Below are 23,067 nucleotides of genomic sequence, written 5' to 3' on the forward strand. Positions count from 1 at the left end.
CCGGCCGCGAGGCTGGCCGCGGCCATCGCCGAGGCTGCCGCGGGTGACGCCTGGGACGGACGCGACAAGGTGACGCTCGTCCTGCCGGACCAGCTGCGCAGCTTCGGCTCCTGGCTCGAGCAGCTCATCGCCGAGTCACTCGGCAAGGAGGGCAAGGGCGTCATCCCGGTCGCCTCGGAGCCTCTCGGCCCCCTTGAGGTCTACGACGAAGACCGGCTGTTCGTCGCCTACGGAGTGGGGGACGAGCCATGGCCTGCGGCGCTGGAGGCCATCGAGGCCGAGCACCCGGTGGTCCGCATCAGGATCTGGTCGCTGTCCGACCTGGGGGCCGAGTGCTATCGATGGCAGATGGCCACTGCGCTGACCGCGCACATCCTGGACATCCACCCGTTCGACCAGCCGGACGTGGAGTCGGCCAAGCAGCGGTCCAGGCAGGCCCTGGAGCAGAGCGGCCAACGTCCGGACCCCGGCGACGCCGCCGCGCTGCTGTCCGCGCTGGACCCGGGCGACTACGTGGGGATCCAGGCCTTTCTGACCCCGTCGTCCGAGAACAACCGCCGGCTGCAGCAGGTCCGGGTGAAGATCCGCGACCGCCACCGCGTCGCCACGACCGCGGGGTTCGGCCCCCGCTTTCTTCACTCGACGGGACAGCTCCACAAAGGGGGCCCGGAGTCCGGGGTCTTCCTGCAGGTGACCAAGACACACGGCACCGACGTCGAGGTGCCGGGGATGGGCTTTTCATTCGGGCGGCTGTTCGATGCGCAGGCCGACGGGGACCTGCAGGCGCTTCGCGACGCGGGGCGGCGCGTGGCGCGGGTGGGCATCGAGGACCTGGAGAAGCTGGCATCGGAGGGTGGGTCCTGATGCGTATGGCGATGGTCGGCCTGGGGCGGATGGGAGGCAACATGGCCCTGCGCCTGATGCGCGGCGGCCACGAGATCGTCGCCTTTAACCGCACCGAGGAGAAGACGCGCGAGCTTCAGGCGCAGGGCGCGGTGGCCGCGCTGTCCCTCGAGGAGGTGGTGGCGAACCTGCAGCCGCCGCGGGTGGTGTGGGTGATGGTCCCTGCGGGGGAGCCGACGGAGCAGACGGTTCAATCGCTCGCGGGGCTGCTGGATCCGGGCGACGTCGTCGTGGACGGCGGCAACTCCAACTACCGCGACTCGGTCCGCAGGGCCGGCGAGCTGGCCGCACGCGGCGTCCTGTTCCTGGACTCGGGGACGTCCGGCGGCATCTGGGGGCTGGACAATGGCTACTGCCTGATGGTCGGCGGCCCCCGGGAGGCCTACGACCTGATCGTCCCGGCGCTGCAGACGCTGGGGGCGGAGGGCGGGTACGCGCACGTGGGACCGTCGGGGGCCGGCCACTTCGTGAAGATGGTCCACAACGGCATCGAGTACGGGATGCTCCAGGCTTTCGGTGAGGGTTTCGAGCTGCTGGCGGCGGCCGACGAGTTTTCGCTGGACCTGCACCAGATCTCGGAGCTGTGGCGGCACGGAAGCGTCGTCCGCTCGTGGCTGCTGGACCTGCTGGAGACGGCCTTCGCGCAGGAGCCGGACCTAGCGTCGCTCGACGGTTACGTCGAGGACTCCGGCGAGGGGCGCTGGACGGTTCTCGACGCGGTCGAGCGCGGTGTGCCCATGACGGCGATCTCCCACGCTCTGTTCGCGCGCTTCACGTCGCGGACCGACAACGCCTTCGGGATGAAGGTAATCGCGGCGCTGCGTCAGGCCTTCGGGGGCCACGCGGTGCGTCGCGGCGACCTGTAACCGGCCTTGAGCCCCCGCCGCCGCCCGCCGGACCAGACGATCGTCATCTTCGGCGCGTCCGGAGACCTCACCTCGCGCAAGCTCGTCCCTGCGTTGTACGCGCTTCACCGGGACGGCCTCATGCCGCAGGAGTGGAAGGTGGTCGGCTACGCCCGGACCCCCCGCACGGACGACGAGTTCCGGTCGGACATGAGAAGCGCGGTCGAGCAGCTGCCGGAGTTCGAGGACGCCTCCTGGCGCACGTTCGCGCCGCGACTGAACTACGTCACCGGAACTTTCGCCGAGCGCAAGGCGATGGCCCACCTCGAGCGCGAGCTCAACGAGCGTGACGCGCCGCCGAGGCGGCTGTTCTACTGCGGGACCCCGCCGTCGGCGTTCGAGCAGATCGTGCGCAGGATCGGCGAGGAACAACTGCAGCACGGCGCCTCGATCGTGGTCGAGAAGCCGTTCGGTTCCGACCTGGCCTCAGCCCGCAGGCTGAACACGCTCGTCCACAAGGTGTTCTCCGAGGACCAGGTATTCCGCATCGACCACTATCTCGGCAAGGAGACCGTCCAGAACATCCTGGTGTTCCGCTTCTCCAACGGGATGTTCGAGCCGATCTGGAACCGCAGGTACGTCAAGAGCGTCGAGGTCACGGTCGCGGAGGCCGACGGCGTCGGCCACAGGGGCTCGTTCTACGAGGAGGCCGGCGCGCTGCGGGACATCGTGCAGAACCACATCCTGCAGATGATCACTATCCTCGGAATGGAACCCCCGATCTCGTTTGACCCGGAGGCTCTGCGCGACGAAAAGGCCAAGGTGCTGGCGGCAGTCCGGCCGGTGGACCCCGCCTACGTCGTCCGCGGCCAGTACGACGCCGGACGCGTGGGCCGCAGCACGGTGACCGGCTACCGCCAGGAACAGGGCGTCTCGGCGCGGTCGCAGGTCGAGACGTATGTGGCGATGAAGCTTTGGGTGGACACGTGGCGGTGGGCGGAGGTCCCGTTTTACGTCCGGACCGGCAAGCGCCTGCCCCGGCGGGTGACCGAGGTGACGATGTCGTTTCACGACGCGCCGCACATCCTTTTCCGGCAGGGCCGGCCGTCCACCAACTACCTCACGATCCGCATCCAGCCGGACGAGGGCATCCGGCTGTCCTTTGACGCCAAGTCGCCGGGGCCCGACATGCGCATCACCCCGGTGGACATGGAGTTCAGCTACAGCCGCTGGTTTGACGTCGAGCCGCCGGAGGCCTACGAGCGCCTGCTGCGCGACGCGATGCTGGGTGACCACACGCTGTTCCCGCGCGCCGACGAGGTGGAGCGCTCCTGGGAAGTCCTCGGTCCCGCTCTGGAGGCCCCCCCGAGGCTGCGGCGCTACGCCGCGGGTTCCTGGGGGCCGGACGCTGCCGACGCTCTGATCGAGCCCGGGCGCTGGCGGCTGGACGGCCGCTGAGGCCGGGTCAGTCCGGGGCCGGTCCTCGTCGCGGTGGCCGTCCGGCGTCCGCCTCGCGCTCGGACAGCTGGCGCTCCAGTCTCGCCACGTCCTGCCGGAGCCGCTGGTATCGGCGCTTACGGGACGCCGCCACCGTGGCCAGTCCGAGCACCAGCAGCAGGGCCCCCAGCAGATGCCAAGGGAACAGAAAGGCCGAGGCGGTCGCGGAGGACGAAGGACCCGGCCCGGTGAGCCTCCTCGTGGTGACCCGCACCTGCTCGCGGACCCGGCCCCCCCACAGCGGGACCGGACGCTGCACCCGGTAGTCCTCCGCCGACTGCGACAGCAGCGTCGTCGCGCCGGCTGCGCGCCTCCCGGCGACGGACACCGCCGCGTCCAGCCGCACGCGGCCGGTGTTGCGGACGGAGGCTATGACGACTACGCGGCGGGGGAACAGGATCGAATCGGGACGCACTATCACCTTCTCCACGCTCACTGCTGCTCGCGCGTCACCGGGCACCGTCAGGTAGAAGCGCGTGGCCACGCGCAAAATCTGGCCCACCGCCTGGCCGCTTCCCCTGTCCGGGAGGTTCTCGGCCACGAAGGCGCCTACGTGATCGCCGGGCTCGGCTCCCGCAGGCGCGGCGACGGTGAAGGAGACGACGATGCTGCGCTTGGCCGGGACGCTCACCTCGGGCTTCTCCACCGAACCCCAGGTCCCCACGTCCTTGGGCCGTTCCGCGAGCACGGGCGTGCCGTCGTCGAGGAAGTCGTACTCGGACAGGTACAGCCGCACGGTCCGGTCGGCGGACTCTCCGTTGGTCAGCCGCGCCTCGAACTTCACCGACGGGCCGCCCGGAGTGATGGTGGAGAACCACCAGCCTCCCTGGTGCGGCCCCTCCGGCCGGGTCCCCACCGGCTGGACCCCCACGGTGGCGCCGGGCTGTCCCCACGAGACAGAGGCCATCCCCGCCACCAGGGCGGGGATGGCCATGAAAGCTGCGATCCTGAGCCGCGTCACGCGGTGAGGTTACTGGTTGAGAGTCAGACGCAGGTAGCCGTAAAAGGTCCCTGTACGGTCGAAGCCGTTGAGGTCCAGGGCGAACGGACCGACGTAGCTGTGGGTCCCGCTGTAGATGGTCGTGGCGTTCTGTCCGGAGTTGGACAGGATCGTCTTGTCGGCGTCCAGCGCTCCTCCGCCGACCGTGTTGGTCCCTCCCGAGGTGGCGGGCACCGCGACGGTACTGTCGGCGTCGTTGATGCTGACACGGGTTCCGGGGATGCTCGCCGCGAGGTCGTCGCGGTCCAGTCGCTTCACGGTGCAGTTCGCCGCGGGCTGGAAGCCGGTCAGGACCGCATCGGAGTCGGTCGCTCCGCAGAGAGCGGCGGTGACGTTCCACGTCGCGCCCGTGGTGGCCGTCTCGACCACGTTCACCGTGGCTGTGCTGGAGGTCCCGGTCAGACCGTTGAGGTTCGGCGTTATCGCGAAAGGAGCGGGGGCCGTGAGCGCACGCAGGCCCGTGGTCGACACCGTGGCCGTGACTGCTGTGTCTGCTGCCTCAGCCGGTGCCGCGAGCGCCGCGACGGCCAGAGCCGTGATTGCCGCCATCAGCTTCCTGTTCATGAGCCGCCTCCCGTCGTCTTGCCTTCTGTACAAGAGACGTCGGGCAAGGCCGAAAGGCCATGGCCGCGGCGAGCGGTTTTTGGTGGTCCCGAAGGACTAGAGAGGAGTCGCCGGCCTCAGCGGGCGACTGTGGCGAGCCTGCGGCGCAGGACGAACGAACCGCCGACGAGCAGGACGCCTCCGGCTGCCATGGGAGCGTCGGAGGGCCGTTCCGAACCGGCGGCAGAGGCGCTCGGACCGGCCCCCGAGATGCGGGCCGAGATCCTCACGCTGGAGGCAAGCGACCCTGTGTCCGCCTCTTCGGCCGTCGCGGACCACACTGCGCCCCAGCCCGCGACGGCCGCCAAGGCCGCTACCGTGATGCCCCTTGCTGCCTTCAACCCCATTGCTTCTGCCTTTCCCTCACCGTCCAAAACGCAGGAGCGGCGAGCCGCCGTCGGCCTTTCTGGGGGCAGGGGCGAATTTGTTTGGGGGGCCTCCAGCGGTGGAACAATGAAGGTTCGTCTAGGAGGGGAGGATCCATGCCGTTCAGGCGCAAGCCCGAGATCCCGAAGCCGCGCACAGCGGAGCTGAAGCAGAAGGCTGCAGTGTTCGCCGAGGAGGGCGGAGAGGCCCTGAAGGAGTTCTCGTCGACCACAGGCAGCGCTGCCAAGGAGTTCGCCACCACGGCGTACGCCGCGGCAAAGGAGTTGCTGGACGTCGTCGAAAAGGCAGGCGACCGGCTGGAGAAGCAGAGCAAGCCGGTCCGCACCAAGAGCCACAAGCTGCTCAAGACGACGCTGGCCATCGGCGTCGGGGCCGCGATCTTCACAAACGAGAAGGTGCGGGCCCTGATCACCAGCAAGCTGGGCGGTGGCCCGCCCGAGCCCTGGACGCCGCCGTCGTCCAACGGAAGCGAGTCCACCACCACCGAGCAGCCAACCTCGAAGACCACGCCTTAGCACCAGCACGGCCCGGGGGAGCCGCCCCCGGGCCCGCCTCGGTCAGCCCAGGTATGCCTGGGCGTGGTCCAGGATCGCCCGACCGTCCGGCCCCCGGACTTCCAGCCGCCTGCGCTCGCCCTGCCGGTCCCGCTGGACCACGGTCCGGGCCCAGTCCCCCGCCGATCCGGTGATGACGGTGGCTGCGCCGGCCGGACCGAACTCCCACGGCTGGCCGGAAGGTGAGGTCAGCTCCAGGCGGACCGGTCCGGTCATCGACTCGCCCCGGAGTGCGAACGCGTGGGGCAGCGCCCGCCAGCCCAGGTGGCACACGTGACGCAGGCGGTCGGTGTCGGGCAGGTGGGCCCCCACTGCGCCGTGGCAGTCAAGGGAGTGCGCCCACGTCTCCATCAGCCGGGCCGTCATGAACGACGCGGCGCTGATCACGTTCGGCCCCCACTTGATCCGTTCGCTTGGGTCCCAGTCGCGCATGACGTCCCAAAGCTTGCGCGACGACGTCCGCCACCAATCGTGCACCGTGGCCGGGGGCATCGCTCGCCCCTTTACGACCTGGCCGTGGGTGAAGGCGTCTCCGGAACCGGCCCCCATTCCCTCCTCCAGAAGGTCCCGGGGGCCCCCGGTGGCACAGTCGTAGGCGATGTCGTCGGTGTCCGCGAGGTGCGAGACGGTGTCGCGGACGTCCCACCCGGCCGCGGGCGTCGGGGTCAACCACTGCTCGTCCGTCAGCCGCGAAAGGAGCCGGTCCAACTCCGAGGCCTCGGCCTCCAGGTCCGCCACGATCTCGGTCATCCGGCTCATGGCTCAAGGCCCTCGTCCGGGCCCGGCAGCTTCGCCAGATCCTGCGCCAGCTGCCGGGTCGCTACCTTGCCTATGTCGTTGCGAGGCAGCTCGAGCACGAACCGCACCTCCTTCGGGACCGCGGCATAGGACACCCGCTCGCGGCACCAGTCCAAAAGCTCCTCAGCCCCCACGTCGCCGCGCGGCACCACCGCGGCCACCACCTTCTGCCCCCAGCGGTCGTCGGGCAGCCCGACCACCGCGCATTCCGACACCGCCGGGTGTCCGTTCAAAGCCACCTCCGCCTCCGCGGGGTACACGTTCACACCGCCGGAGATGATCATGTCGTCGGCGCGGTCCACCACGAACAGGTAGCCGTCGGCATCGAGGTAGCCGAGGTCCTTTACCGACACAAACCCGTCCCGGACGCGGTCGGCCCCCAGTTCGTCGTCGTCGAGGTATCCCTGCATCGAAAGGTTGCTGCGCGCCCAGACCTCGCCCACCTCGCCGGCGGGCAGCGGCTCGCCCTGGGGGCCCTGGATCCGGACTTCCACCGCCGGCACCGGCTTGCCCACACTTCCGGGTTTCAGCCGCTGGTCGCGCGGCGTCGCTACCGACACCCAGCCCATCTCGGTCGAGCCGTACAGGTCGTGGACGACGTCGCCGAGCAGCGCCCGCGCCCGCTCGCGGGCCTGCTCCCGCAGGGGCGCCCCCGTGCAGACCACCACCCGCAGCGACGACAGGTCGTAGCTCGCGGCATCCTCGAACTCACACAGCCGGTGCAGCATCGTGGGGACAACGGCGGCCGTCGTCACTTTGTGTTCCTGGACCGTCCGGCAGAAGGTCTCGAGCGAGAACCTCTCCACGAGGACCAGCGGGTTGCCGAGGATCTCCGAGACCGCGGCGAACCCGGAGCCCGACGAGTGGTACAGCGGGCATACGACCATGTGGACGTCGTCGCGCCGGAACGGGATCACGCGCAGAAACCCAGCCAGCGTGGACAGGCTCGCTCCCTGGTCCAGGCTGCGGACCGCCCCCTTCGGACGCCCTGTCGTGCCGGACGTGAAGATCACCAGCTTGCCTTCGGCGTCCTTTGGCACCCGGGGCTCCGCGGCCGAAGCGGACGAAACCGCCTGTTCGTATTCGTCCCCCACCGCAAGGATCGGCATCTGCGCCCCGGACAGGTCGTCGCGGTGCGTGATCAGCAGTCTTGGCTTCGTCCGCTCCAACAGCGAAAGTGCCTCGCTCACGGGAGCCCGGGGGTTCACCACGGCCGCGGTCGCGCCCACCCACAGCGCCGCCGCCTGGGCCTCCACGAACTCCGGACGGTTCGCCAGCATGATCGCCAGTCGCTCGCCGGGACCGATCCCCCGCGCGAGAAGGTGGTTCGCCAGCCGCCTCACGCGGTCAAGCTCTGCGCTCCACGAGACCGTGCGTCCCCCGTGGACCAACGCTGGACGGTCCGGCGTCTCCATCGCGTGGATCGTCAGCACAAGGTGGGGCCGCACCCCCTCCCGCCGGATCTGGCGGCCGACGGCGAGCATCGTCTGCGGCCGCAGGGGCCGCAGCCCCCATGCGCGCAGGACGACCGAAAGGTCTCCCAGCGCCGCTGCGGGGTTGATCCTCACTGTGCCTCCCTGTGCCCGGCCCCACCGGCTGCGGCGGGCCCTGGACGAATCATCGTGGCGCGTCGATCCCCGCCGCCGCCACATGATGGGAGAATCCGGTGTGGCCACCACACCCGAACGGGCGCAGTCCAAGCGCCGCTACGCCACCGGCGACGCCAACCTCGACGCAAAGATCGCCGAGCTGGTGGAGGCCTCGGGGGCCCAGCGCCACGCGGAGCTGATCACCCAGATCATCGTGACCGGCCTGCTCCTGGCCCGGGACAACGCCTCGAGGCTGGACGTCAAGATCATCAACGCGGCGCTCAAGGAGATGCGCTACGCGTTCAAGATCTTCGCGCCCTACCGCCACGTCCAGAAGGCCACGGTCTTCGGCTCGGCCCGGACATTGCCGGGCCACCCCGACTACGAGCAGGCACGCACCTTCGGTGAGCGCATCGCGGAAAAGGGCTGGATGGTCGTCACGGGCGCCGGCCCCGGGAGCATGGAGGCCGCCAACGCCGGCGCCGGCGCCGCCCGCAGCTTCGGCGTCAACATCCGGCTTCCGTTCGAGGCGGAGCCGAACCCGTTTATCGCCGAGGACCCCAAGCTCATCAACTTCAAGTACTTCTTCACGCGCAAGCTCATGTTCATCAAGGAGGCCGAGGCCTTCGTCCTGCTGCCCGGCGGCTTCGGGACCATGGACGAGGCCTTTGAGCTTCTGACGCTCACCCAGACCGGCAAGAGCGACATCCACCCGATTGTCCTGCTCGACCCCCCGGGGGGGACGTTCTGGAAGGACTGGATGCGCTTTGTCGGCTCGGACCTGCTGCGCCACGGCTACATCTCCGAGCCCGACCTGAACCTGTTCAAGCTGACCGACGACGTGGACGAGGCCGTCGAGGAGGTCACGGGCTTTTACCGCAACTACCACTCGATGCGCTACGTCCACGACCGTCTGGTCCTGCGCCTGCGCAGGTTTCCGGACGAACAGGCGCTGGCGAAGCTGGCGGAGGAGTTCTCGGACATTGTGTTGTCCAGCAGCCTCGTGGCGGCTGAGCCCTCCAAGGCCGAGGTCGCCGACGAGGACGCGCTGGACCTCCAGCGCCTGGCGATGTCCTTTGACCGGACGCACTTCGGACGCCTGCGGGCCCTGATCGACCGGCTCAACGAGCTTTAGCTCACGCCGCCGACTCCGTCCCTTGTGTCTCTGCGGGCAGGCCATCGTTGCCCTCGGACACTCCGGCCCCCAGATCATCGGCCGGAAAGTGCGGCCCGTCGTCGGCCGAGGCCGGAGTTATGGCCAGCCCCGCGCACTCGGGGCACGGCAGGCAGACCGGGCCCTCACCCAGGCCGAAGGCCAGGATCCTGCCCAGCCCCGAGCACACGCGGCATCCATTGTTTGTCATGTCGGCACCTCCGCCGGGTCCGGGGAAGGCGCAGATAAGGAAGCCACAGGCTAGGGTGGCGCACGAACCGCTGCTGTGACCCCCGTCACAGGGTTCGCCGGTCCTATCCGGGGCAAAGTAGAGGTAACCTGGGTTCGGGGGGTACGGAGGAGCAATGGCCACTGCTTTCGCCGAGACCTATCGCCGACTCATGGCGGGACCCAACTTCTATATGGCCGCGGCACTCGTGGCCGCGGCGATAACCCTTGTCAGCGGCGCAGTCCTCGGCGCCCGCAACACGGCCGAAGCCAAGCAGGAGCGCGCCTCGGCCGCTGCCCAGAAGCAAGCCCTGACCGACGCCGAGGCGGGGGCCGAAGGCCCGGCCGCCGACGCCGGCGCCACCCCGGGCGCTGCCGGTCCCGGAGCATCGACCAGCACCGCCACCGTCGGCGCGGGTGCCCGGCCCGGCGCCTCCGGACCTGCAAAGAAACCGCCGGGAGTGCCCGAGGTATCCACACCCGGGGCCACCAGGGAGGGAGTCTTCAGCGACTACTTCGAACTGGGGGTCCATGCGCCGCTGACGCTGAGCGGAGCCCCGCTGAACCTCACGGAGGACCCCGTTACCGGGTTCAAGGGCTACATCACCCACATCAACCGCAACGGCGGCGTCAACGGCCGGAAGGTGCGGGTCTTCCTGGTGGACGACAAGTACTCGACCGCCGGTGGCGGAGAGGCCCGCGACAAGCTGGTGAAGGAGATCAAGCCGTTCTTCCTCTCGGGCACCCTCGGCGTCGACCAGATCGCGATCGTGTCCACGGCGGCCAACCAGGCCAAGATCCCCTACTTCGCGGCGGGCGGTCCGGAGCCGGAGTGGCGCACGCGCGGGATGTACCAGATCGGGTCCAACTACGACCAGAACATGGACCTGCTGTCGAAGTTCATCTGCAAGCACGGTCGCGAATACGTCGGCGACGACGTGAGGCTGGGCACTACGACCCTGGACAGCGAGTACATCCTCCCCGTTGAGAAGAGATTCGTGGCGATGCTCGAGCAGCGGTGCGGGCTGAAGGTGGACCAGCTGGCACGGGGCACGATCAAAAAGCCGCAGGACCAGACGAGCTACGTATCACAGGCCCTGGACCTCAAGCGTGCCTACGGCGACAAGGGCGCCAATCTCATCGTCCCGCTGCAGGACCCCGTTTCCACTTCAAGGCAGGTTGCCGAGTGGAAGGGCCAGACCTACAGCCCGAAGTGGACCTTCAGCAACTTCGTTCACGACGCCGACACCGCGCTGACCCTGATGGCGGGCGACTGGACGGGGATGCGCGGGCTCCGGGGCGCATGCGTCATAGGTCACCCCAACGCCTACAATACGTCCCTGTGCGCCAACCTCAAGGCGGCGCACGACGAGTGGGTCGGCCTCGGCAACGTCACGTACGACGAGAATGCGGGCGGGTCGACCGGGAGCACGACCTCGAGCTACAACTACAACGAGTCCTCCTGGGGGCAGGACGGTCCGGACGGGTCCAGCGGCTACCAGCTCGCGCATATCTGGCTGGGCGCGATGAAGTCCATCGGAACCGACCCCACGCGCGAGAAGTTCCTGGCCGCGATCAACGCCTACGATCGTTACTCGGACCTGGTCACGGGTCCCATCACCTACCGGGGCTCGGCGAACATCATGCGCGGGGCCGGGATGGGTGTGGTCGTGGAGGGCGGCGCGGACCTCAAGTACAGGCAGATCCAGACGCCCGGACTGGTCGACCAGTTCTAGCCGGTGCCCACCCCGGCACGCCGCAGCACCTCCGGCCGCCCGAAGGCCACCCGGGCAAGATCAAAGGCCAAGCGGGCACAGGAAACGCCGGCGCCGCCGCGCGAGCGGCGCGACACTCCGGTCGTGCTGTCCACCTCGGATGTCACGGTGCGGTTCGGCGGCCTCAACGCGGTCCTCGATGTGACCATGGAGGTCCGTGAAGGCGAGATCGTCGGGCTGATCGGCCCCAACGGGGCAGGCAAGACGACGCTGTTCGAGGCGATCTCCGGTTTCCAGCCCAACTACTCGGGCCGCATCCTGTACGCGGGTTCGGACCTGCGCGAGGTGGCCGCGGACCGCCGGGCGTGGATGGGGATCGGACGGACCCTTCAAAACGTCCGGCTGTTTCCTTACCTGTCGATCGTGGACAACCTGCGCGTCGCGCTGCACAGGCACATGCACAGGTCCAGCGTCGAGCATGCGTTCCGTCTCCCGCCCTCGGCGCAGGAGGAAAAAGAGATCCTCGAGCGCGCCGAGCGGATCATCGAGCTGGTCGGCATGCAGGCCTTCGCGGACAAAAACGCCTCGGAGCTGTCCTACGGGACCCTGCGCCTGCTGGAACTCGCGTGCATGATCGCGCTCGAGCCCAAGCTGCTCCTGCTCGATGAGCCCGCCTCGGGGATCAGCCAGAAGGAGACGGAGGCGCTCGGCCCCCTGCTGCGGCGGATCAAGGAGCAGACCGGCGCGACGATCCTGATGATCGAGCACGACATGCCGCTGATCATGGGGCTGTCCGACTGGATGTACGTGCTCGACGCGGGTCAGGTGATCAGCGAAGGGCCGCCGGAGGCCGTCCGGGCCGACCCAGGTGTGATCGAGGCCTACCTGGGGACGCCCGGCGAGCGCCGCCAAGTCGAGAAGGCGGCCATGGACGCAAAGCGCGATGAGCGCCGGCGCGGACAGGATTTCGGTGAGGTGCTGCTGAAGGTGGAGGGGCTGGACGTCCACTACGACAGGGTCCAGGTCCTGTACGAGGTGGACTTCGAGGTCCGGCGCGGGGAGCGCCTTGCGCTGCTGGGAACCAACGGGGCGGGCAAGTCCACGGTTCTGAAGGCAGCCTCCGGGCTCGTGGCTCCCACGCGCGGACGCGTCACGTGGAAGGGCGAGGACATAACGAAGATGCCGCCCGAAAAGCGCGTGAAGCTGGGGATCGGACAGGTCCCCGGAGGACGCGGACTGTTCCCGACGCTGACGGTCGGCGAGAACCTGCGCATGGGCGGCTATCTGCTGGATGACGACAAGGCTGTGGACCGTGAGGTCGAGCGGGTGACCGGGTACTTCCCCTGGATCGCGGAGCGCTCCTCGCAGATGGCGGGGACGCTGTCGGGCGGCGAGCAGCAGCAGCTTGCCACCGCGCGCGCGCTGATGCTGCGTCCGGAGCTGCTGATGATCGACGAGCTCTCGCTCGGCCTGGCTCCGGTGGTCATCGAGCGGCTGATGGACACCGTGCAGCGACTGCACGACGAGGAGGGACTGACGGTTGTGATCGTCGAGCAGCAGGCCAGCTTCGCGCTCGGCTACACCGACAGGGCGTACTTCCTGGAAAAGGGTCAGGTGCGGTTTGAGGGCCCGTCCACCGACCTGCTCGACCGTCCGGACCTCCTGCGGTCGGTGTTTCTGGCCGGCGCAACCGAAGGGTTCGTGGGGGCCGGACGGTGACGCTGCTCGCCTACGCGACCCAGGGCGCTCTCGAAGGCCTGATTTTCGGTGTCATGGCCCTCGGGATCGTCCTGATCTACAAGGGGTCTCGCACGATCAACTTCGCGCAGCCGTACCTGGGGCTGTTCACCGCCTACGTCTGCTGGTACCTCACCTACAAGATCGACGACGGGCTCTTTTTGCTTCGGTGGCTGAAATACGTCCTGATCTTCCGGCAGGCGACGGTTCCGCGGTTCGTGACGGCGGCGCTATTTTCCCTGGCGCTCATCGCGCTGCTTTCGTTTTTGATCGAGCGCGACATCATGCACCGGCTCGAGCGCGCTCCCCGTCTGGTGACGTTGGTGGCCACGATCGCCCTTGCTCAGGGCTTCCTCGGAGCGACCGTTCTGCTGTTCAACCGCACACAGGATCAGGCGACGGAGCTGAAGCGGCTGCCGAAGCTTCTCGGGGACACGGTGGGTGTGGACGTCGGGATCTTCCGGCTCCACGGCGGCTACCTGCTCGTCCTGCTGGTCGTGCCGCTGATCGCGGCGGCGGCCGCGGCCTTCTTCAAGCTGACCAAGTTCGGGGTGGCCATTCGAGCTGCCGCCGAGAACCGCGAGTCGGCGCAGCTGCTCGGCATCTCGGTGCGCCGCGTGTCCTCGTTCACATGGGTGGTGGGCGGGCTCCTGGCAGGAGTGGCCGCGCTGCTGATCGTGCCCGTCAGGGGGAGCTTGGACGTGACGGTGCTGTCCATCGGGCTGCTGGTCCGCGCCTTCGCCGCCGCCCTGGTAGGTGGCTTGGTCAGCCTGCCGGGGGCGCTGGTGGGCGGGGTCATCGTGGGCGTAGGGGAATCGCTGATCGGGCTGATGACCCGCAGCACGTGGTGGCCGGGCGAGACACTGGGGACGACCGGGTGGCCGGAGTTCCTCTTCTTCCTCATGGTCATCGCGGTCCTGGTGTTCAGGCCCGGCGGGCTGTTCGGAAAGCCGGAGGCCACCGAGGACAAGGTCTCGTTCGTGCCGGCCATACGCGACCTCCCGGCGCGCCTGCGGCGCGACCCAGTGTCGGCTCAGGCGCAGAGGACGGCCGTTGCCGTGGCTCTGATGTTGGTGTCGGCCGTGAGCCTCGCGACGGGACCGTTCACCAACGGGGTGCTGACCACGGTCGTGATACTGGCCGTCGCCGGTGTGAGCCTCACCGTGCTCATCGGCTACGCGGGGCAGATCTCGCTGGGACACTTCGCCCTGGTCGGGGTGGGGGCGTTCGCCGCGGGGAACATGTACAGCGAGGGGCCCATCCCGTTTCTGCTCATGATCCCGCTCGTCGTCGTGGTGGGGATGCTCGTGTCTCTTCTGATCGGCCTGCCGGCCCTGCGCATCCGCGGGCTGTACCTGGCCATCGTGACGATCTCGTTCAACATCGCGGCGGAGCAGTTCATCTTCAAGCACCCGGTCATCGCGCGCGGCACGGCCGGCCTCCAGATGATCCTTCCCAACTGGGGGTGGCTGAACCTGGCGTCGGAAACCAACCGGCCGTACTTCTTCTTCTGCCTGGCGCTTCTGATGGCCTGCATCTGGATCGCCCACAACTTCAAGCAGACCCGCACCGGTCGCGGCTTTTTCGCTCTTCGGGAAAACGAGAAGGCGGCTGCGACGCTGGGGGTCGAGCTGACCCGCTATCGGCTGCTGGCTTTCATGCTCTCCGGCGGCATGGCGGCTCTGGCGGGGGCCCTGTACGGATTCCGCCAGGGCAACATCTCGTCGGTGGACTTCCCAACCGCGAGCTCGCTCATCCTTGTTTCGATGGTGATCATCGGCGGGCTCGGCTCCCTGCTCGGCGCCACCCTCGGCTCGTTTCTGGTCTTCGGCCTGCCCACGCTCCTCAAGGAGGGGCTCGAGGCGACCGAGACGTTCCGCAACACCGGACAGCTCGTCCAGTACTTCGTCCTGATCGGCACGGGGATCCTGCTCATCCAGGTGATCACCCGGCTGCGCGGGGGCCTCGCGGGCCTGGTCATGCACTTCCGCGACCCCGTGGTCGAGGGTCTCGTGTGGAAGCCCGATGTCCCGGCGCAGGCGGGGGAGTCCGACGTCCGGACGACACCCGCCAAGGACGAGGCCCCGGTCCCCGGTTGATCTCCGGCAACGGGCTGTCGAAGTCTTTCGGGGGCCGCGTGGCAGTCTCGGAAGTCACGCTGCAGGTGGAGCCCGGCGAGGTGGTCGGCTTTCTCGGTCCCAACGGCGCCGGCAAGACCACCACGATGCGGATGCTCCTGGGGGTCCTGCGCCCGGATAATGGGTCGGTGGAAGTCCGGGGGCCGGTCGGCTACCTGCCCGAGACCTTCGCCGCCTACGACGCCCTGTCGGTCCGGTCGTATTTGCGGTTCATGGCGAAGATGAAGTCGGTGACTTCTGCGTCCGTGGACGAGGCAATGCAAAGGGCAGGGGTCGAAGACCTCGCCGCGCGCCCCGTCGGCAGGCTGTCGAAGGGACAGCGCCAGCGCACCGCGATGGCGCAGGCGCTCCTCGGCTCCCCGCCGTCCTACGTCCTGGACGAGCCCACGATAGGACTCGACCCGAAGCAGATCGTGGACGCCCGCAACGTCATCCGCGAGATGGGACGCGAGTCGGCGGTGCTTCTGTCCACTCACCTTCTGGCCGAAGCGGCGTCTGTGTGCGACCGAGTCATCGTGATCGTGAAAGGACGCGTCGTGGCGGAGCAGGCCACTGCATCGGCCCCCGACCTGGAGGACCGTTTCCTGAGGCTGGTCGCGGAGGCCGAACTGGCATGACCCGCGCACTGCTCGTCAAGGAGCTCAAGGTCCTGTGGACGTCGCCGCTTCCCTACGTGCTGGGGGCCGTGCTGCACGTCACGCTGGGGGTCCTGGGACACGGCCAGGTGGTGGGGCGGGCGCAGGCCGTGTTCCAGCCGCTGGTCCCGATTGCCGGGTTTCTCGTGCTGCTGTCCGCGCCGGTGCTGACGGCGAGGCTGTTCGCGGAGGAGTCGCGGTCCGGGAGCCTCGAGCTCCTGCTCGCGGTGCCGGTCCGCACGCTGCGGCTGGTGCTCGGCAAGTACCTCGCCGCGCTGCTGACCCTATTCGTCCTGCTTGCTCCGGTATCGCTGTTCGCCGTGCTGCTCGCCGCTTTCGGTGACCCCGATGCCGGGCCGGTGATCACCGGACTTCTGGGCCTGGCACTGCTGGCGGCCGCACTCGTTGCCGTCGGCACGCTGTCTTCGGCGCTGACCACCAGCCAGCCCGTCGCGGCGGTGGGGTCGTTGTTCGCGGTGCTCATCCTGTGGTTCGCGCACGTAGGCTCCGACGCGCTCGCGGCCAATTCGATCCTCGCGTCGCTTTCCATCAGCGAAAGGCTGCGAGGCCTGGCCGGAGGCCTGGTGGACCTGTCCGACGTCGTGTTCTTCGTGGCGGTGGCGGCCGTCGCGCTCACGGCCTCGGTGGCGGCGGTGGAGGCGCGGCGGTGGCGGTGACGGCTCGGCTGGTCGTGCGAGCTCTCCGGGCGGGGGCGTGGCCGTGACCCCCCGAGACCCTGACGTGGCCGTGCCGCGCGCCCGGCCACGGGCCCCCCTCCTGCTTGCCGTGGCGGCCGCCGTCGTCGTCGCGGTGGCGTCCGTCGTGGGGGCCGAGCGGTCGCGGGTGCAGTGGGACCTCACCTCCGAACGCTCCGCGACGCTGTCGGCCGAGACGCTGCGCGTTCTGCGCCGGCTGGACAGCCGGGTGAGAATCACTGCCTTCTTCGCCAGAGCAGACGCCGGCCGCGTGGAGGCGGCGACGCTGCTCAGCCGCTACCGGCGCGAGAACCGCCGGATCTCTTTCCGGATCCTGGACCCCGTGCAACTGCCGGGTGAGTCGCAGCGCCTCGGAGCCGGACGAGGCTCGGCCGCCGTGGAGTCGCTCGGCGGGGACCGTGAGATTGAGGTGGCGCCGCTGCCCATAGAGATCGACATCACGTCGGCCATCGCGAGGCTGGTGCGGCCGTCGCCCGGCACGGTCTGCTTCACGACCGGCCACGGTGAGAGGTCGGTGGACGACGAAAGCCTTACGGGGCTGTCCCAGGCCGCGAAGCTTCTGCGGGACAACGGCTACACGGTCCGCACGGCCGGCATGTTGTCCGGTGCCGGCGGGCTGTCCGGGTGCGACGCTGCCGTGGTGGCGGCCCCCGTGAACCAGCCGTCGCGGGACGCCGTCACCGCCATCACCGAATACCTGTCCGGATCGGGCAAGGCCGTGGTGCTGTCCGACCCGCTGTCGGCGGCGGACCTCACTCCGCTGGTGGACCGGTGGGGCCTGTCCTTTGAGAAAGGCTTTGTCCTGGAGGCCGACCCGGAGTCGAGGCTTCAGTCCGACCTGGTGTCTCCGATCGTCAGCCGCTATACGCGGTCCAACCCCGCCGTCCGGGGGCTGGGTCCGACCTATTTCCCCGGCCTGCAGGCCGTGCGGGCGAAGCATCCGGGGGGCCGTCCGGGGCTGGCCGTGTCCGCGGTGGCCGTCACGAGCAGGACCGCCTACCTGGAGCGCAGCCTCGGCGACGGACGGTTTAACCCGGAAACCGACCTGGAGGGCCCGCTGGAGGTGGGAGCCGCCGCCGACGACAGCGAGGTCACCGGGACGGGACCGGCCGCCGGCATCAGGCGCACGCGGATCCTTGCCTGGGGCGACGTGGACTTCGCCTCCAATCAGTTCATCCCGGAGGCTTCAAACGGACGGCTGGTGGTCCAGGCGGTGGACTGGCTGACCCAGCCCGAGGATCTCGTCGCCGCTGTCCCGAGTTTTCCGAAGGTGCGTGAGCTGGAGCTGACGGAGGCCCGGAGCCGCTACATCCTGTACGTGACGGCGATCGTCGTTCCGGGACTGTTTCTGATCGCGGGGGCCTTTTTGTGGCTGGTCCGCCGCGGGCTGTGACTGCCTGCGCGGCTTGCCGTCCGGGACGTGACTACCGGTAGCGGTAGGTGATGCGGCCCCGCGTGAGGTCGTAGGGCGACAGCTCCACGCGCACCTTGTCGCCCGGCATGATCCGGATGTAGTTCTTGCGCATGCGCCCGGAGATGTGGCCGAGCACGAGGTGACCGTTCTCGAGTTCGACCCGGAACATCACGTTCGGCAGCGCCTCGGTCACAACACCCTCGGCCTCGATGCCGACTTCCTTGATGTCGCTTTCTTTGGCTGGAGGAGGTCCCTCGGTGGCCGCGGGCCGGCCGGGACGGCGCGGCCGTGCGCCTCCGGCGCGGGCTCCTCCTGTGCGCTTCTTGCGTGCCAAACAGCTCTCCTGACCTCAGGGACGGTCCAATGCTAGCAGGGGCGGCCGCCGGTTCAGCAGCCCCCGCAGAACTCCTGGGACGCGATCAGCCCCTTCGGTCCGTTGAATATCCCGATGCCGAGGGCGCTGAAGTCAGGGTCCAGGATGTTGCGCTTGTGCCCGGGCGAGTTCATCAGGCCGCGGTGGGCCAGGGGCACCGTCGGCGCCAGGGCCAGGTTCTCGCCCGAGACCACGAAGCCGATCTTCGCTTTCTGCAAACGCTCGCTCGGCCTGATCCCTTCGAGCGACGCGTGCGCGAAGTACCCCTTTGTGTACATGTCCCTGGAGTGGGATCTGGCTACGTCCGCCAGCCGCTGGTCCCACTTCACAGGTTTGAGCTTGCGCGACGTCCGCTCTTCGTTCACCAGCTTCAGCAGCTCCTTCTCGGCGGCGGCGTCCAGGCGGATCTGAGGCTCGGGGACTGCGGGGAACCGCAGCGCCGGGGGCTCGTCCACCTCCGGCTTTTCGTCGGGGTTGCTCCGCAGCGATCGCAGCGACTGGCGCAGGTACAGGATGAGCTTGTCTGCGTCGCGGTCCGCCACGCCCTGCAGGAGCCTGGTGGCGGGGGACGCCGACGACAGCAGCACCCGTCCCATGGGGGACTTCCGGGCGGCCTGGCTCAGGCCCTGCGGGACCGGCGCCGCCTGGGTGATCAGCAGCACGAAGGTCATCACGACGACGGCGAATGCGAGACCGAAGCCGACTCCGCATATCCGGTTGGTCATGTGCAGGCCGGGGTGCATCACGAGGCGGTTGGCCCGCGCCCCCACGACCGCCACGGCGACGATCAGCGGGGCGAAGATAAGCAGCGCGCCCAGCAGTGTCGCGGTCGCCCCTCGGAAGCCGACGAGACGAAAGGGGGCCGACGCGGCTCCCGCAAAGCGAAGAGACAGCAGCAGCGCCAGCGTGAAGCCCATCAGGTCGATCGCCTGCGAGGCGAAGCCGCGGCGCCAGCCGGTCCGGACCAGCGCGGCGATCAGCCCCAGGATGAGCGTGTCGATGAACAGGAACATTCGTCAGGCCCCCGACGTGTCGGTGGGAACGCGGTCGACCTGCACCCCCATCTCACGCATCCACGCGATGGCCCGGTCCAGCGACTCCTCGCTGCCCTCGGCCTCCAGGATCACCCAGCCGACCGACTCCTCCACGTTGGCCCGCCGGATGTTGGTGACGATGTCATGGTCGCGCCCCAGCCGCCAGATGAGCGGCTCCTGGATGAGGTCCCCCGGCAGGGTCAGGTGCAGTCGCAGCTTCGGCACGCTGACGACCTCAGGCCGATGCGATCGGCAGCCGCGCGCCGCCGGCACGGTACCCGCGAGGGTCGATGTGGACCGCCGCATACCCGGCCGACGCGACTGCCGCGGCCACCTCGTCGCGCATGGACTCCAGCCTCTCGAGGTCGGTTTGCGGCACCTCCACGGAAGCCGTGTCGCCCCTGTGCCGGACGCGCACCTGCCGGAACCCCAGCGACCGGACCGCCGCCTCGGCCTTCTCCACCGCCTGCAGGGCCTCGGTGGTCACGGCGGTCCCGTGCGGGATCCGTGACGAAAGGCACGCCGCCTGCGGCTTGTCCCACACCGTCAGCCCCGCCTCGCGCGCGAGTTGGCGTACATCGTCCTTCGACAGTCCGGCCTCCAGAAGCGGCTGCCGGACGCCGCGCCGCCGGGCGCTGACGAGCCCGGGCCGGACGTCGCCCAGGTCGTCGGATACCGTGCCGATGGCGACGTGGCGGTGTCCGAGCGTCGCGGCCAGCGGCAACAGCCGGTCGAACAGCGCCTCCTTGCAGTGAAAGCAGCGGTCCGGGGAGTTGGCGAGGTATTCCGCCCGCTCGAACTCGTCGGTCCGCACCACGCGCACCGGAAAGCCCGACTGCGCCGCAACGTCCAGCGCCTCGCGCAGCTCGGCGCGCGGAAGCGACGCCGAGTCGGCTATCGCCGCGCACGAACGGGGGCCGAGCACGGAGTGGGCCGCGTACGCGAGGTAGGTCGAGTCGACGCCGCCGGAGTACGCGACGACCACCGATTCCATCTCGCGCAGGACCGACTCCAGTTGCGGGGTCACCATGTCATTCAATCACCGCTATGAGCGCACCGGTCTCCACCAGGGTGCCGGCCTCCACCTTCAGCTCCGCCAGCGTGCCGTCGCGGGGGGCCACGATGTGGTTCTCCATCTTCATGGCCTCCAGCGTGCACAGCAGGTCACCCGCCTTCACCGCCTGGCCCTCGGACGCCACCACCTTCAGGATCGTGCCCTGCATTGGAGCCCGGACCTCGTCGTGCGCGCCGTCGGACCCGTGAGTCGACGCCGCCTTTGTGAGCTTCCGGAACCTGCGGACCGGCCCCCCGGCCTCCTCGAGCCGGACGTCATACCTGCGCCCGGAGACCTCCACGGCGAAGGTCCTGGTGACGACGTCGCTCCCGGCCTCGACGGGCGGCGGAGCCTCGGCCTCCGGCAGTGACTCCAGCAGCGCCGGGAGCCGCGCCAAAAAGTCGTCCTCCACGAACCGCGTCCATACCCGGCCCTCGACGAAGGCCGGATCGGACAGAAGCGCGCGGTGGAACGGGATGGTCGTAGCGATCCCCCCGATGTGGAACTGCGACAGCGCGCGCAGGGTCCGCAGCCGGGCCTGCTCGCGGCTGGTGCCGTAGCAGATGAGCTTTGCCACCAGTGAGTCGTAGTCGCGCGGGACGCTGCGTCCGGCTCCGAATCCCTCGTCCACGCGCACCCACGGGCCGGACGGCTCGGTCCACGCGGTGATGTCGCCGGGGGAGGGGATGAAACCCTTGGCCGGGTTCTCCGCGTTGATGCGGCACTCGATCGCGTGGCCCCGGATCGTCAGGGATTCGTAGCCCAGGGGCTCGCCGTCCGCCAAACGGATCTGCTCCGCGACGAGGTCGGTGCCGGTCACGAGCTCGGTCACGGGATGCTCGACCTGAAGCCGCGTGTTCATCTCGAGGAACGAAAGCTCGCCCTGCTCGGACAGCAGGAACTCCAGCGTCCCGGCGGACCGGTACCCGACCGCCCCCGCCAGCGACACCGCGGCCTGCGCCAAGGTCTCCCGGATCTGGGGAGTGACCGCCGGGGACGGCGCCTCCTCGACCAGCTTTTGATGGCGCCGCTGCGTCGAACAGTCGCGTTCCCCGCAAAAGGCGACCGTGCCGTGGGAGTCGGCCAGGACCTGGACCTCCACGTGGCGGGGACGGTCCACGTAGCGCTCCAGGAAGACCGACGCGTCCCCGAAGTAGGCCTGGGCCTCCCGGGACGCCCCCTCCAGCGCCTCGCGCAGGTCGGCCTCCGAGCGCGCGACCCTGAACGCCTTGCCGCCTCCGCCCATCACCGCTTTCACCGCGATCGGGTAACCGTGCTCGCGCGCGAAGTCCTCGGCCCCCTGGGCGTCCACCGCGCCCTGCGTGCCGGCGACGACCGGGACGCCCGCGGCGATGGCCGTCGCGCGGGCGGACACCTTGTCTCCCATCGCGCGCATCGCCGCGGGGGGAGGTCCGATCCAGATCAGGCCCGCGTCCGTGACGGCTTGGGCGAAAGCCTCGTTTTCGGCCAAAAACCCGTAGCCGGGATGGACCGCTTCGGCCCCCGACTGGCGGGCGGCGTCCAGGATCCGGTCGATGCGCAGGTAGCTTTCGGCCGGGGGCGGGGGGCCGAGCAGGTAGGCCTCGTCGGCCACTTCCGCGTGCAGCGCCCGCCGGTCGGACTCGGAGTAGACGGCGACGGAGGCGACGCCGAGGTCCGACAGCGTTCGCATGATTCGGACGGCGATCTCGCCGCGGTTGGCGACCAGGACCTTTCGGATCATCCGCGGCGCCGCTACTGCGGGAGGTCCAGGCCGAGGTGCGCGGCCAGGAACGACTGCGTGTCCACCGACAGCTCGATGGTCCTTCCGATGGACCGCGCCCCATGTCCGGTGTTGACCTCCCGCCGCATCAGGACGGGCCGGTCCGACGACGTCGCCCACTGAAGCGCGGCGCACATCTTGCGCGCGTGCATCGGGTCCACCCGCGTGTCGGACTCGAACACGGTGAACAGCACTGCCGGGTAGGCCGTCGCCTCGCGGACGTGGTGGTAGGGCGAGTACGACAGCAGCCACTCAAGCTCCTCGGGCTTGGCCGCAGTGCCGTACTCGTCGTTCCACGTCACGCCCAGTCCGAACTGCTCGTAGCGGACCATGTCCAGCAGGGGGGCCGAGCACACGACCGCACGGAACAGGTCCGGACGCTGGACCAGCGCCGCGCCCACGAGCAGTCCGCCGTTGCTCCCGCCCGAGATGCCGAGGTTCTCGCCGGACGTGTAGCCGTTGTCGATCAGCCACTCGCCGGCCGCGATGAAGTCGTCGAACACGTTCTGCTTGTTCTCGCGCATCCCGGCGCGGTGCCACTGCTCGCCGTACTCGCCCCCGCCACGCAGGCACGCCAGCGCGTAGACGCCGCCGGCCTGTACCCAGGTCGTGATGCTCGACGAATAGCCGGGAGTCTGGGAGCCGTTGAAGCCGCCGTACCCGTACAGGATCGTGGGGCGACGTCCGTCCGGCGGGGCGTCGGCGGAGTGCAGGACGAACATCGGCACCCGGGTGCCGTCCTTGGACGTGTAGAACACCTGCTTCGCGACCACGTCCTTGATCTCCACCGCCCCCGGCGGGTCCGCGTACGGCTGCAGGGAGCCGGACCCGATGTCGTAGTGCAGAACCCTGTACGGCGTGACGTGGTCGGTGTAGCCGATCCAGACCTCGTTCCCGCCGTCCGGGCGCCCGGTCGCGCCGGCCGACCCGGG

At 69.3% G+C, this 23,067-nt stretch carries 23 protein-coding genes; 11 read left to right on the forward strand and 12 right to left on the reverse strand.

What is annotated here, in order from left to right; all coding sequences use genetic code 11:
• From VNE62_12635 to zwf, 3 genes are all read left to right on the forward strand, one after another.
• Positions 1–864, forward strand: an 864-nt coding sequence (locus VNE62_12635; GenBank protein ID HVE93126.1) for a glucose-6-phosphate isomerase, incomplete at its 5' end; no start/stop codon positions are given.
• Positions 864–1,769: a decarboxylating 6-phosphogluconate dehydrogenase gene (gene gnd, locus VNE62_12640; protein ID HVE93127.1), complete on the forward strand. Its 906-nt coding sequence runs from the start codon at positions 864–866 to the stop codon at positions 1,767–1,769. The genes VNE62_12635 and gnd, both read left to right, overlap by 1 nt.
• A gap of 6 nt (positions 1,770–1,775) precedes the next feature.
• On the forward strand, positions 1,776–3,206 hold the full coding sequence (gene zwf, locus VNE62_12645) for a glucose-6-phosphate dehydrogenase (GenBank protein ID HVE93128.1): 1,431 nt from the start codon (positions 1,776–1,778) through the stop codon (positions 3,204–3,206).
• A gap of 7 nt (positions 3,207–3,213) precedes the next feature.
• Here the strand turns inward: zwf and VNE62_12650 are convergent, their stop codons facing one another.
• From VNE62_12650 to VNE62_12660, 3 genes are all read right to left on the reverse strand, one after another.
• Positions 3,214–4,206 (reverse strand): hypothetical protein, encoded by a 993-nt coding sequence (locus tag VNE62_12650; GenBank protein HVE93129.1) that lies wholly within the window; start codon positions 4,204–4,206, stop codon positions 3,214–3,216.
• Between the two features lie 9 nt (positions 4,207–4,215).
• Positions 4,216–4,809 (reverse strand): hypothetical protein, encoded by a 594-nt coding sequence (locus VNE62_12655; GenBank protein ID HVE93130.1) that lies wholly within the window; start codon positions 4,807–4,809, stop codon positions 4,216–4,218.
• Between the two features lie 116 nt (positions 4,810–4,925).
• Positions 4,926–5,189 (reverse strand): hypothetical protein, encoded by a 264-nt coding sequence (locus tag VNE62_12660; protein ID HVE93131.1) that lies wholly within the window; start codon positions 5,187–5,189, stop codon positions 4,926–4,928.
• Between the two features lie 141 nt (positions 5,190–5,330).
• Between VNE62_12660 and VNE62_12665 the strand changes: the two genes are divergently transcribed.
• Entirely contained in the window at positions 5,331–5,750 is a 420-nt protein-coding gene (locus tag VNE62_12665) for a hypothetical protein (protein ID HVE93132.1), read from the forward strand.
• A 42-nt stretch (positions 5,751–5,792) separates the two neighbouring features.
• On the opposite strand, the gene VNE62_12670 is transcribed toward VNE62_12665, so the two are convergent.
• The gene (locus tag VNE62_12670) at positions 5,793–6,548 is read right to left on the reverse strand and encodes a maleylpyruvate isomerase family mycothiol-dependent enzyme (protein ID HVE93133.1); all 756 of its coding nucleotides are present in this window, start codon (positions 6,546–6,548) and stop codon (positions 5,793–5,795) included.
• Positions 6,545–8,155, reverse strand: a complete 1,611-nt coding sequence (locus tag VNE62_12675; GenBank protein HVE93134.1) for an AMP-binding protein — start codon at positions 8,153–8,155, stop codon at positions 6,545–6,547. Before VNE62_12675 ends, VNE62_12670 begins: the two co-directional genes overlap by 4 nt.
• Positions 8,156–8,255: 100 nt before the next feature.
• Between VNE62_12675 and VNE62_12680 the strand changes: the two genes are divergently transcribed.
• On the forward strand, positions 8,256–9,311 hold the full coding sequence (locus tag VNE62_12680; protein ID HVE93135.1) for a TIGR00730 family Rossman fold protein: 1,056 nt from the start codon (positions 8,256–8,258) through the stop codon (positions 9,309–9,311).
• Position 9,312: 1 nt separating this feature from the next.
• Here VNE62_12680 and VNE62_12685 read toward each other — a convergent pair whose 3' ends face one another.
• Positions 9,313–9,540, reverse strand: a complete 228-nt coding sequence (locus VNE62_12685; GenBank protein HVE93136.1) for a hypothetical protein — start codon at positions 9,538–9,540, stop codon at positions 9,313–9,315.
• Between the two features lie 154 nt (positions 9,541–9,694).
• Here VNE62_12685 and VNE62_12690 point away from each other — a divergent pair, with 154 nt between their 5' ends.
• The 6 genes from VNE62_12690 to VNE62_12715 are packed head-to-tail and all read left to right on the forward strand — an operon-like array spanning position 9,695 to position 17,891.
• Positions 9,695–11,293, forward strand: a complete 1,599-nt coding sequence (locus VNE62_12690; protein ID HVE93137.1) for an ABC transporter substrate-binding protein — start codon at positions 9,695–9,697, stop codon at positions 11,291–11,293.
• A 3-nt stretch (positions 11,294–11,296) separates the two neighbouring features.
• On the forward strand, positions 11,297–12,991 hold the full coding sequence (locus VNE62_12695; GenBank protein HVE93138.1) for an ATP-binding cassette domain-containing protein: 1,695 nt from the start codon (positions 11,297–11,299) through the stop codon (positions 12,989–12,991).
• The gene (locus tag VNE62_12700; protein ID HVE93139.1) at positions 12,988–15,108 is read left to right on the forward strand and encodes an ABC transporter permease; all 2,121 of its coding nucleotides are present in this window, start codon (positions 12,988–12,990) and stop codon (positions 15,106–15,108) included. The genes VNE62_12695 and VNE62_12700 overlap by 4 nt, the downstream gene beginning before the upstream one ends.
• Positions 15,105–15,764, forward strand: coding sequence for an ABC transporter ATP-binding protein (locus tag VNE62_12705; protein ID HVE93140.1), 660 nt, complete (start codon positions 15,105–15,107; stop codon positions 15,762–15,764). Before VNE62_12700 ends, VNE62_12705 begins: the two co-directional genes overlap by 4 nt.
• Positions 15,761–16,459 carry an ABC transporter permease subunit gene (locus VNE62_12710; protein HVE93141.1) on the forward strand — a complete coding sequence of 233 codons (699 nt, stop codon included), beginning with the start codon at positions 15,761–15,763 and terminating at the stop codon, positions 16,457–16,459. The genes VNE62_12705 and VNE62_12710 overlap by 4 nt, the downstream gene beginning before the upstream one ends.
• Positions 16,460–16,502: 43 nt before the next feature.
• Positions 16,503–17,891, forward strand: a complete 1,389-nt coding sequence (locus VNE62_12715) for a GldG family protein (protein HVE93142.1) — start codon at positions 16,503–16,505, stop codon at positions 17,889–17,891.
• Positions 17,892–17,922: 31 nt separating this feature from the next.
• Here the strand turns inward: VNE62_12715 and infA are convergent, their stop codons facing one another.
• From infA to VNE62_12745, 6 genes are all read right to left on the reverse strand, one after another.
• Positions 17,923–18,138: a translation initiation factor IF-1 gene (gene infA, locus VNE62_12720; protein ID HVE93143.1), complete on the reverse strand. Its 216-nt coding sequence runs from the start codon at positions 18,136–18,138 to the stop codon at positions 17,923–17,925.
• A gap of 161 nt (positions 18,139–18,299) precedes the next feature.
• Positions 18,300–19,298 carry a CvpA family protein gene (locus VNE62_12725; GenBank protein HVE93144.1) on the reverse strand — a complete coding sequence of 333 codons (999 nt, stop codon included), beginning with the start codon at positions 19,296–19,298 and terminating at the stop codon, positions 18,300–18,302.
• 3 nt (positions 19,299–19,301) lie between these two features.
• Positions 19,302–19,544 carry an NIL domain-containing protein gene (locus VNE62_12730; protein HVE93145.1) on the reverse strand — a complete coding sequence of 81 codons (243 nt, stop codon included), beginning with the start codon at positions 19,542–19,544 and terminating at the stop codon, positions 19,302–19,304.
• Positions 19,545–19,554: 10 nt separating this feature from the next.
• Positions 19,555–20,346 carry an ATP-dependent sacrificial sulfur transferase LarE gene (larE, locus tag VNE62_12735; protein ID HVE93146.1) on the reverse strand — a complete coding sequence of 264 codons (792 nt, stop codon included), beginning with the start codon at positions 20,344–20,346 and terminating at the stop codon, positions 19,555–19,557.
• Between the two features lie 4 nt (positions 20,347–20,350).
• The gene (locus tag VNE62_12740) at positions 20,351–22,096 is read right to left on the reverse strand and encodes a biotin carboxylase N-terminal domain-containing protein (protein HVE93147.1); all 1,746 of its coding nucleotides are present in this window, start codon (positions 22,094–22,096) and stop codon (positions 20,351–20,353) included.
• 11 nt (positions 22,097–22,107) lie between these two features.
• Positions 22,108–23,067 (reverse strand): prolyl oligopeptidase family serine peptidase (locus VNE62_12745; protein ID HVE93148.1); only part of this gene is annotated, 960 nt, incomplete at its 5' end.

The organism is Actinomycetota bacterium, from assembly GCA_035536535.1.
Taxonomy (GTDB): domain Bacteria; phylum Actinomycetota; class JAICYB01; order JAICYB01; family JAICYB01; genus DATLNZ01.

Coding starts and splice junctions, on each gene's coding strand:
- VNE62_12665 (HVE93132.1), top strand. CDS start 5,331: ATGCCGTTCAGGCGCAAGCCCGAGATCCCGAAGCCGCGCACAGCGGAG.
- VNE62_12725 (HVE93144.1), bottom strand. CDS start 19,298: ATGTTCCTGTTCATCGACACGCTCATCCTGGGGCTGATCGCCGCGCTG.
- VNE62_12655 (HVE93130.1), bottom strand. CDS start 4,809: ATGAACAGGAAGCTGATGGCGGCAATCACGGCTCTGGCCGTCGCGGCG.
- gnd (HVE93127.1), top strand. CDS start 864: ATGCGTATGGCGATGGTCGGCCTGGGGCGGATGGGAGGCAACATGGCC.
- VNE62_12740 (HVE93147.1), bottom strand. CDS start 22,096: ATGATCCGAAAGGTCCTGGTCGCCAACCGCGGCGAGATCGCCGTCCGA.
- VNE62_12685 (HVE93136.1), bottom strand. CDS start 9,540: ATGACAAACAATGGATGCCGCGTGTGCTCGGGGCTGGGCAGGATCCTG.
- VNE62_12690 (HVE93137.1), top strand. CDS start 9,695: ATGGCCACTGCTTTCGCCGAGACCTATCGCCGACTCATGGCGGGACCC.
- VNE62_12710 (HVE93141.1), top strand. CDS start 15,761: ATGACCCGCGCACTGCTCGTCAAGGAGCTCAAGGTCCTGTGGACGTCG.
- VNE62_12670 (HVE93133.1), bottom strand. CDS start 6,548: ATGAGCCGGATGACCGAGATCGTGGCGGACCTGGAGGCCGAGGCCTCG.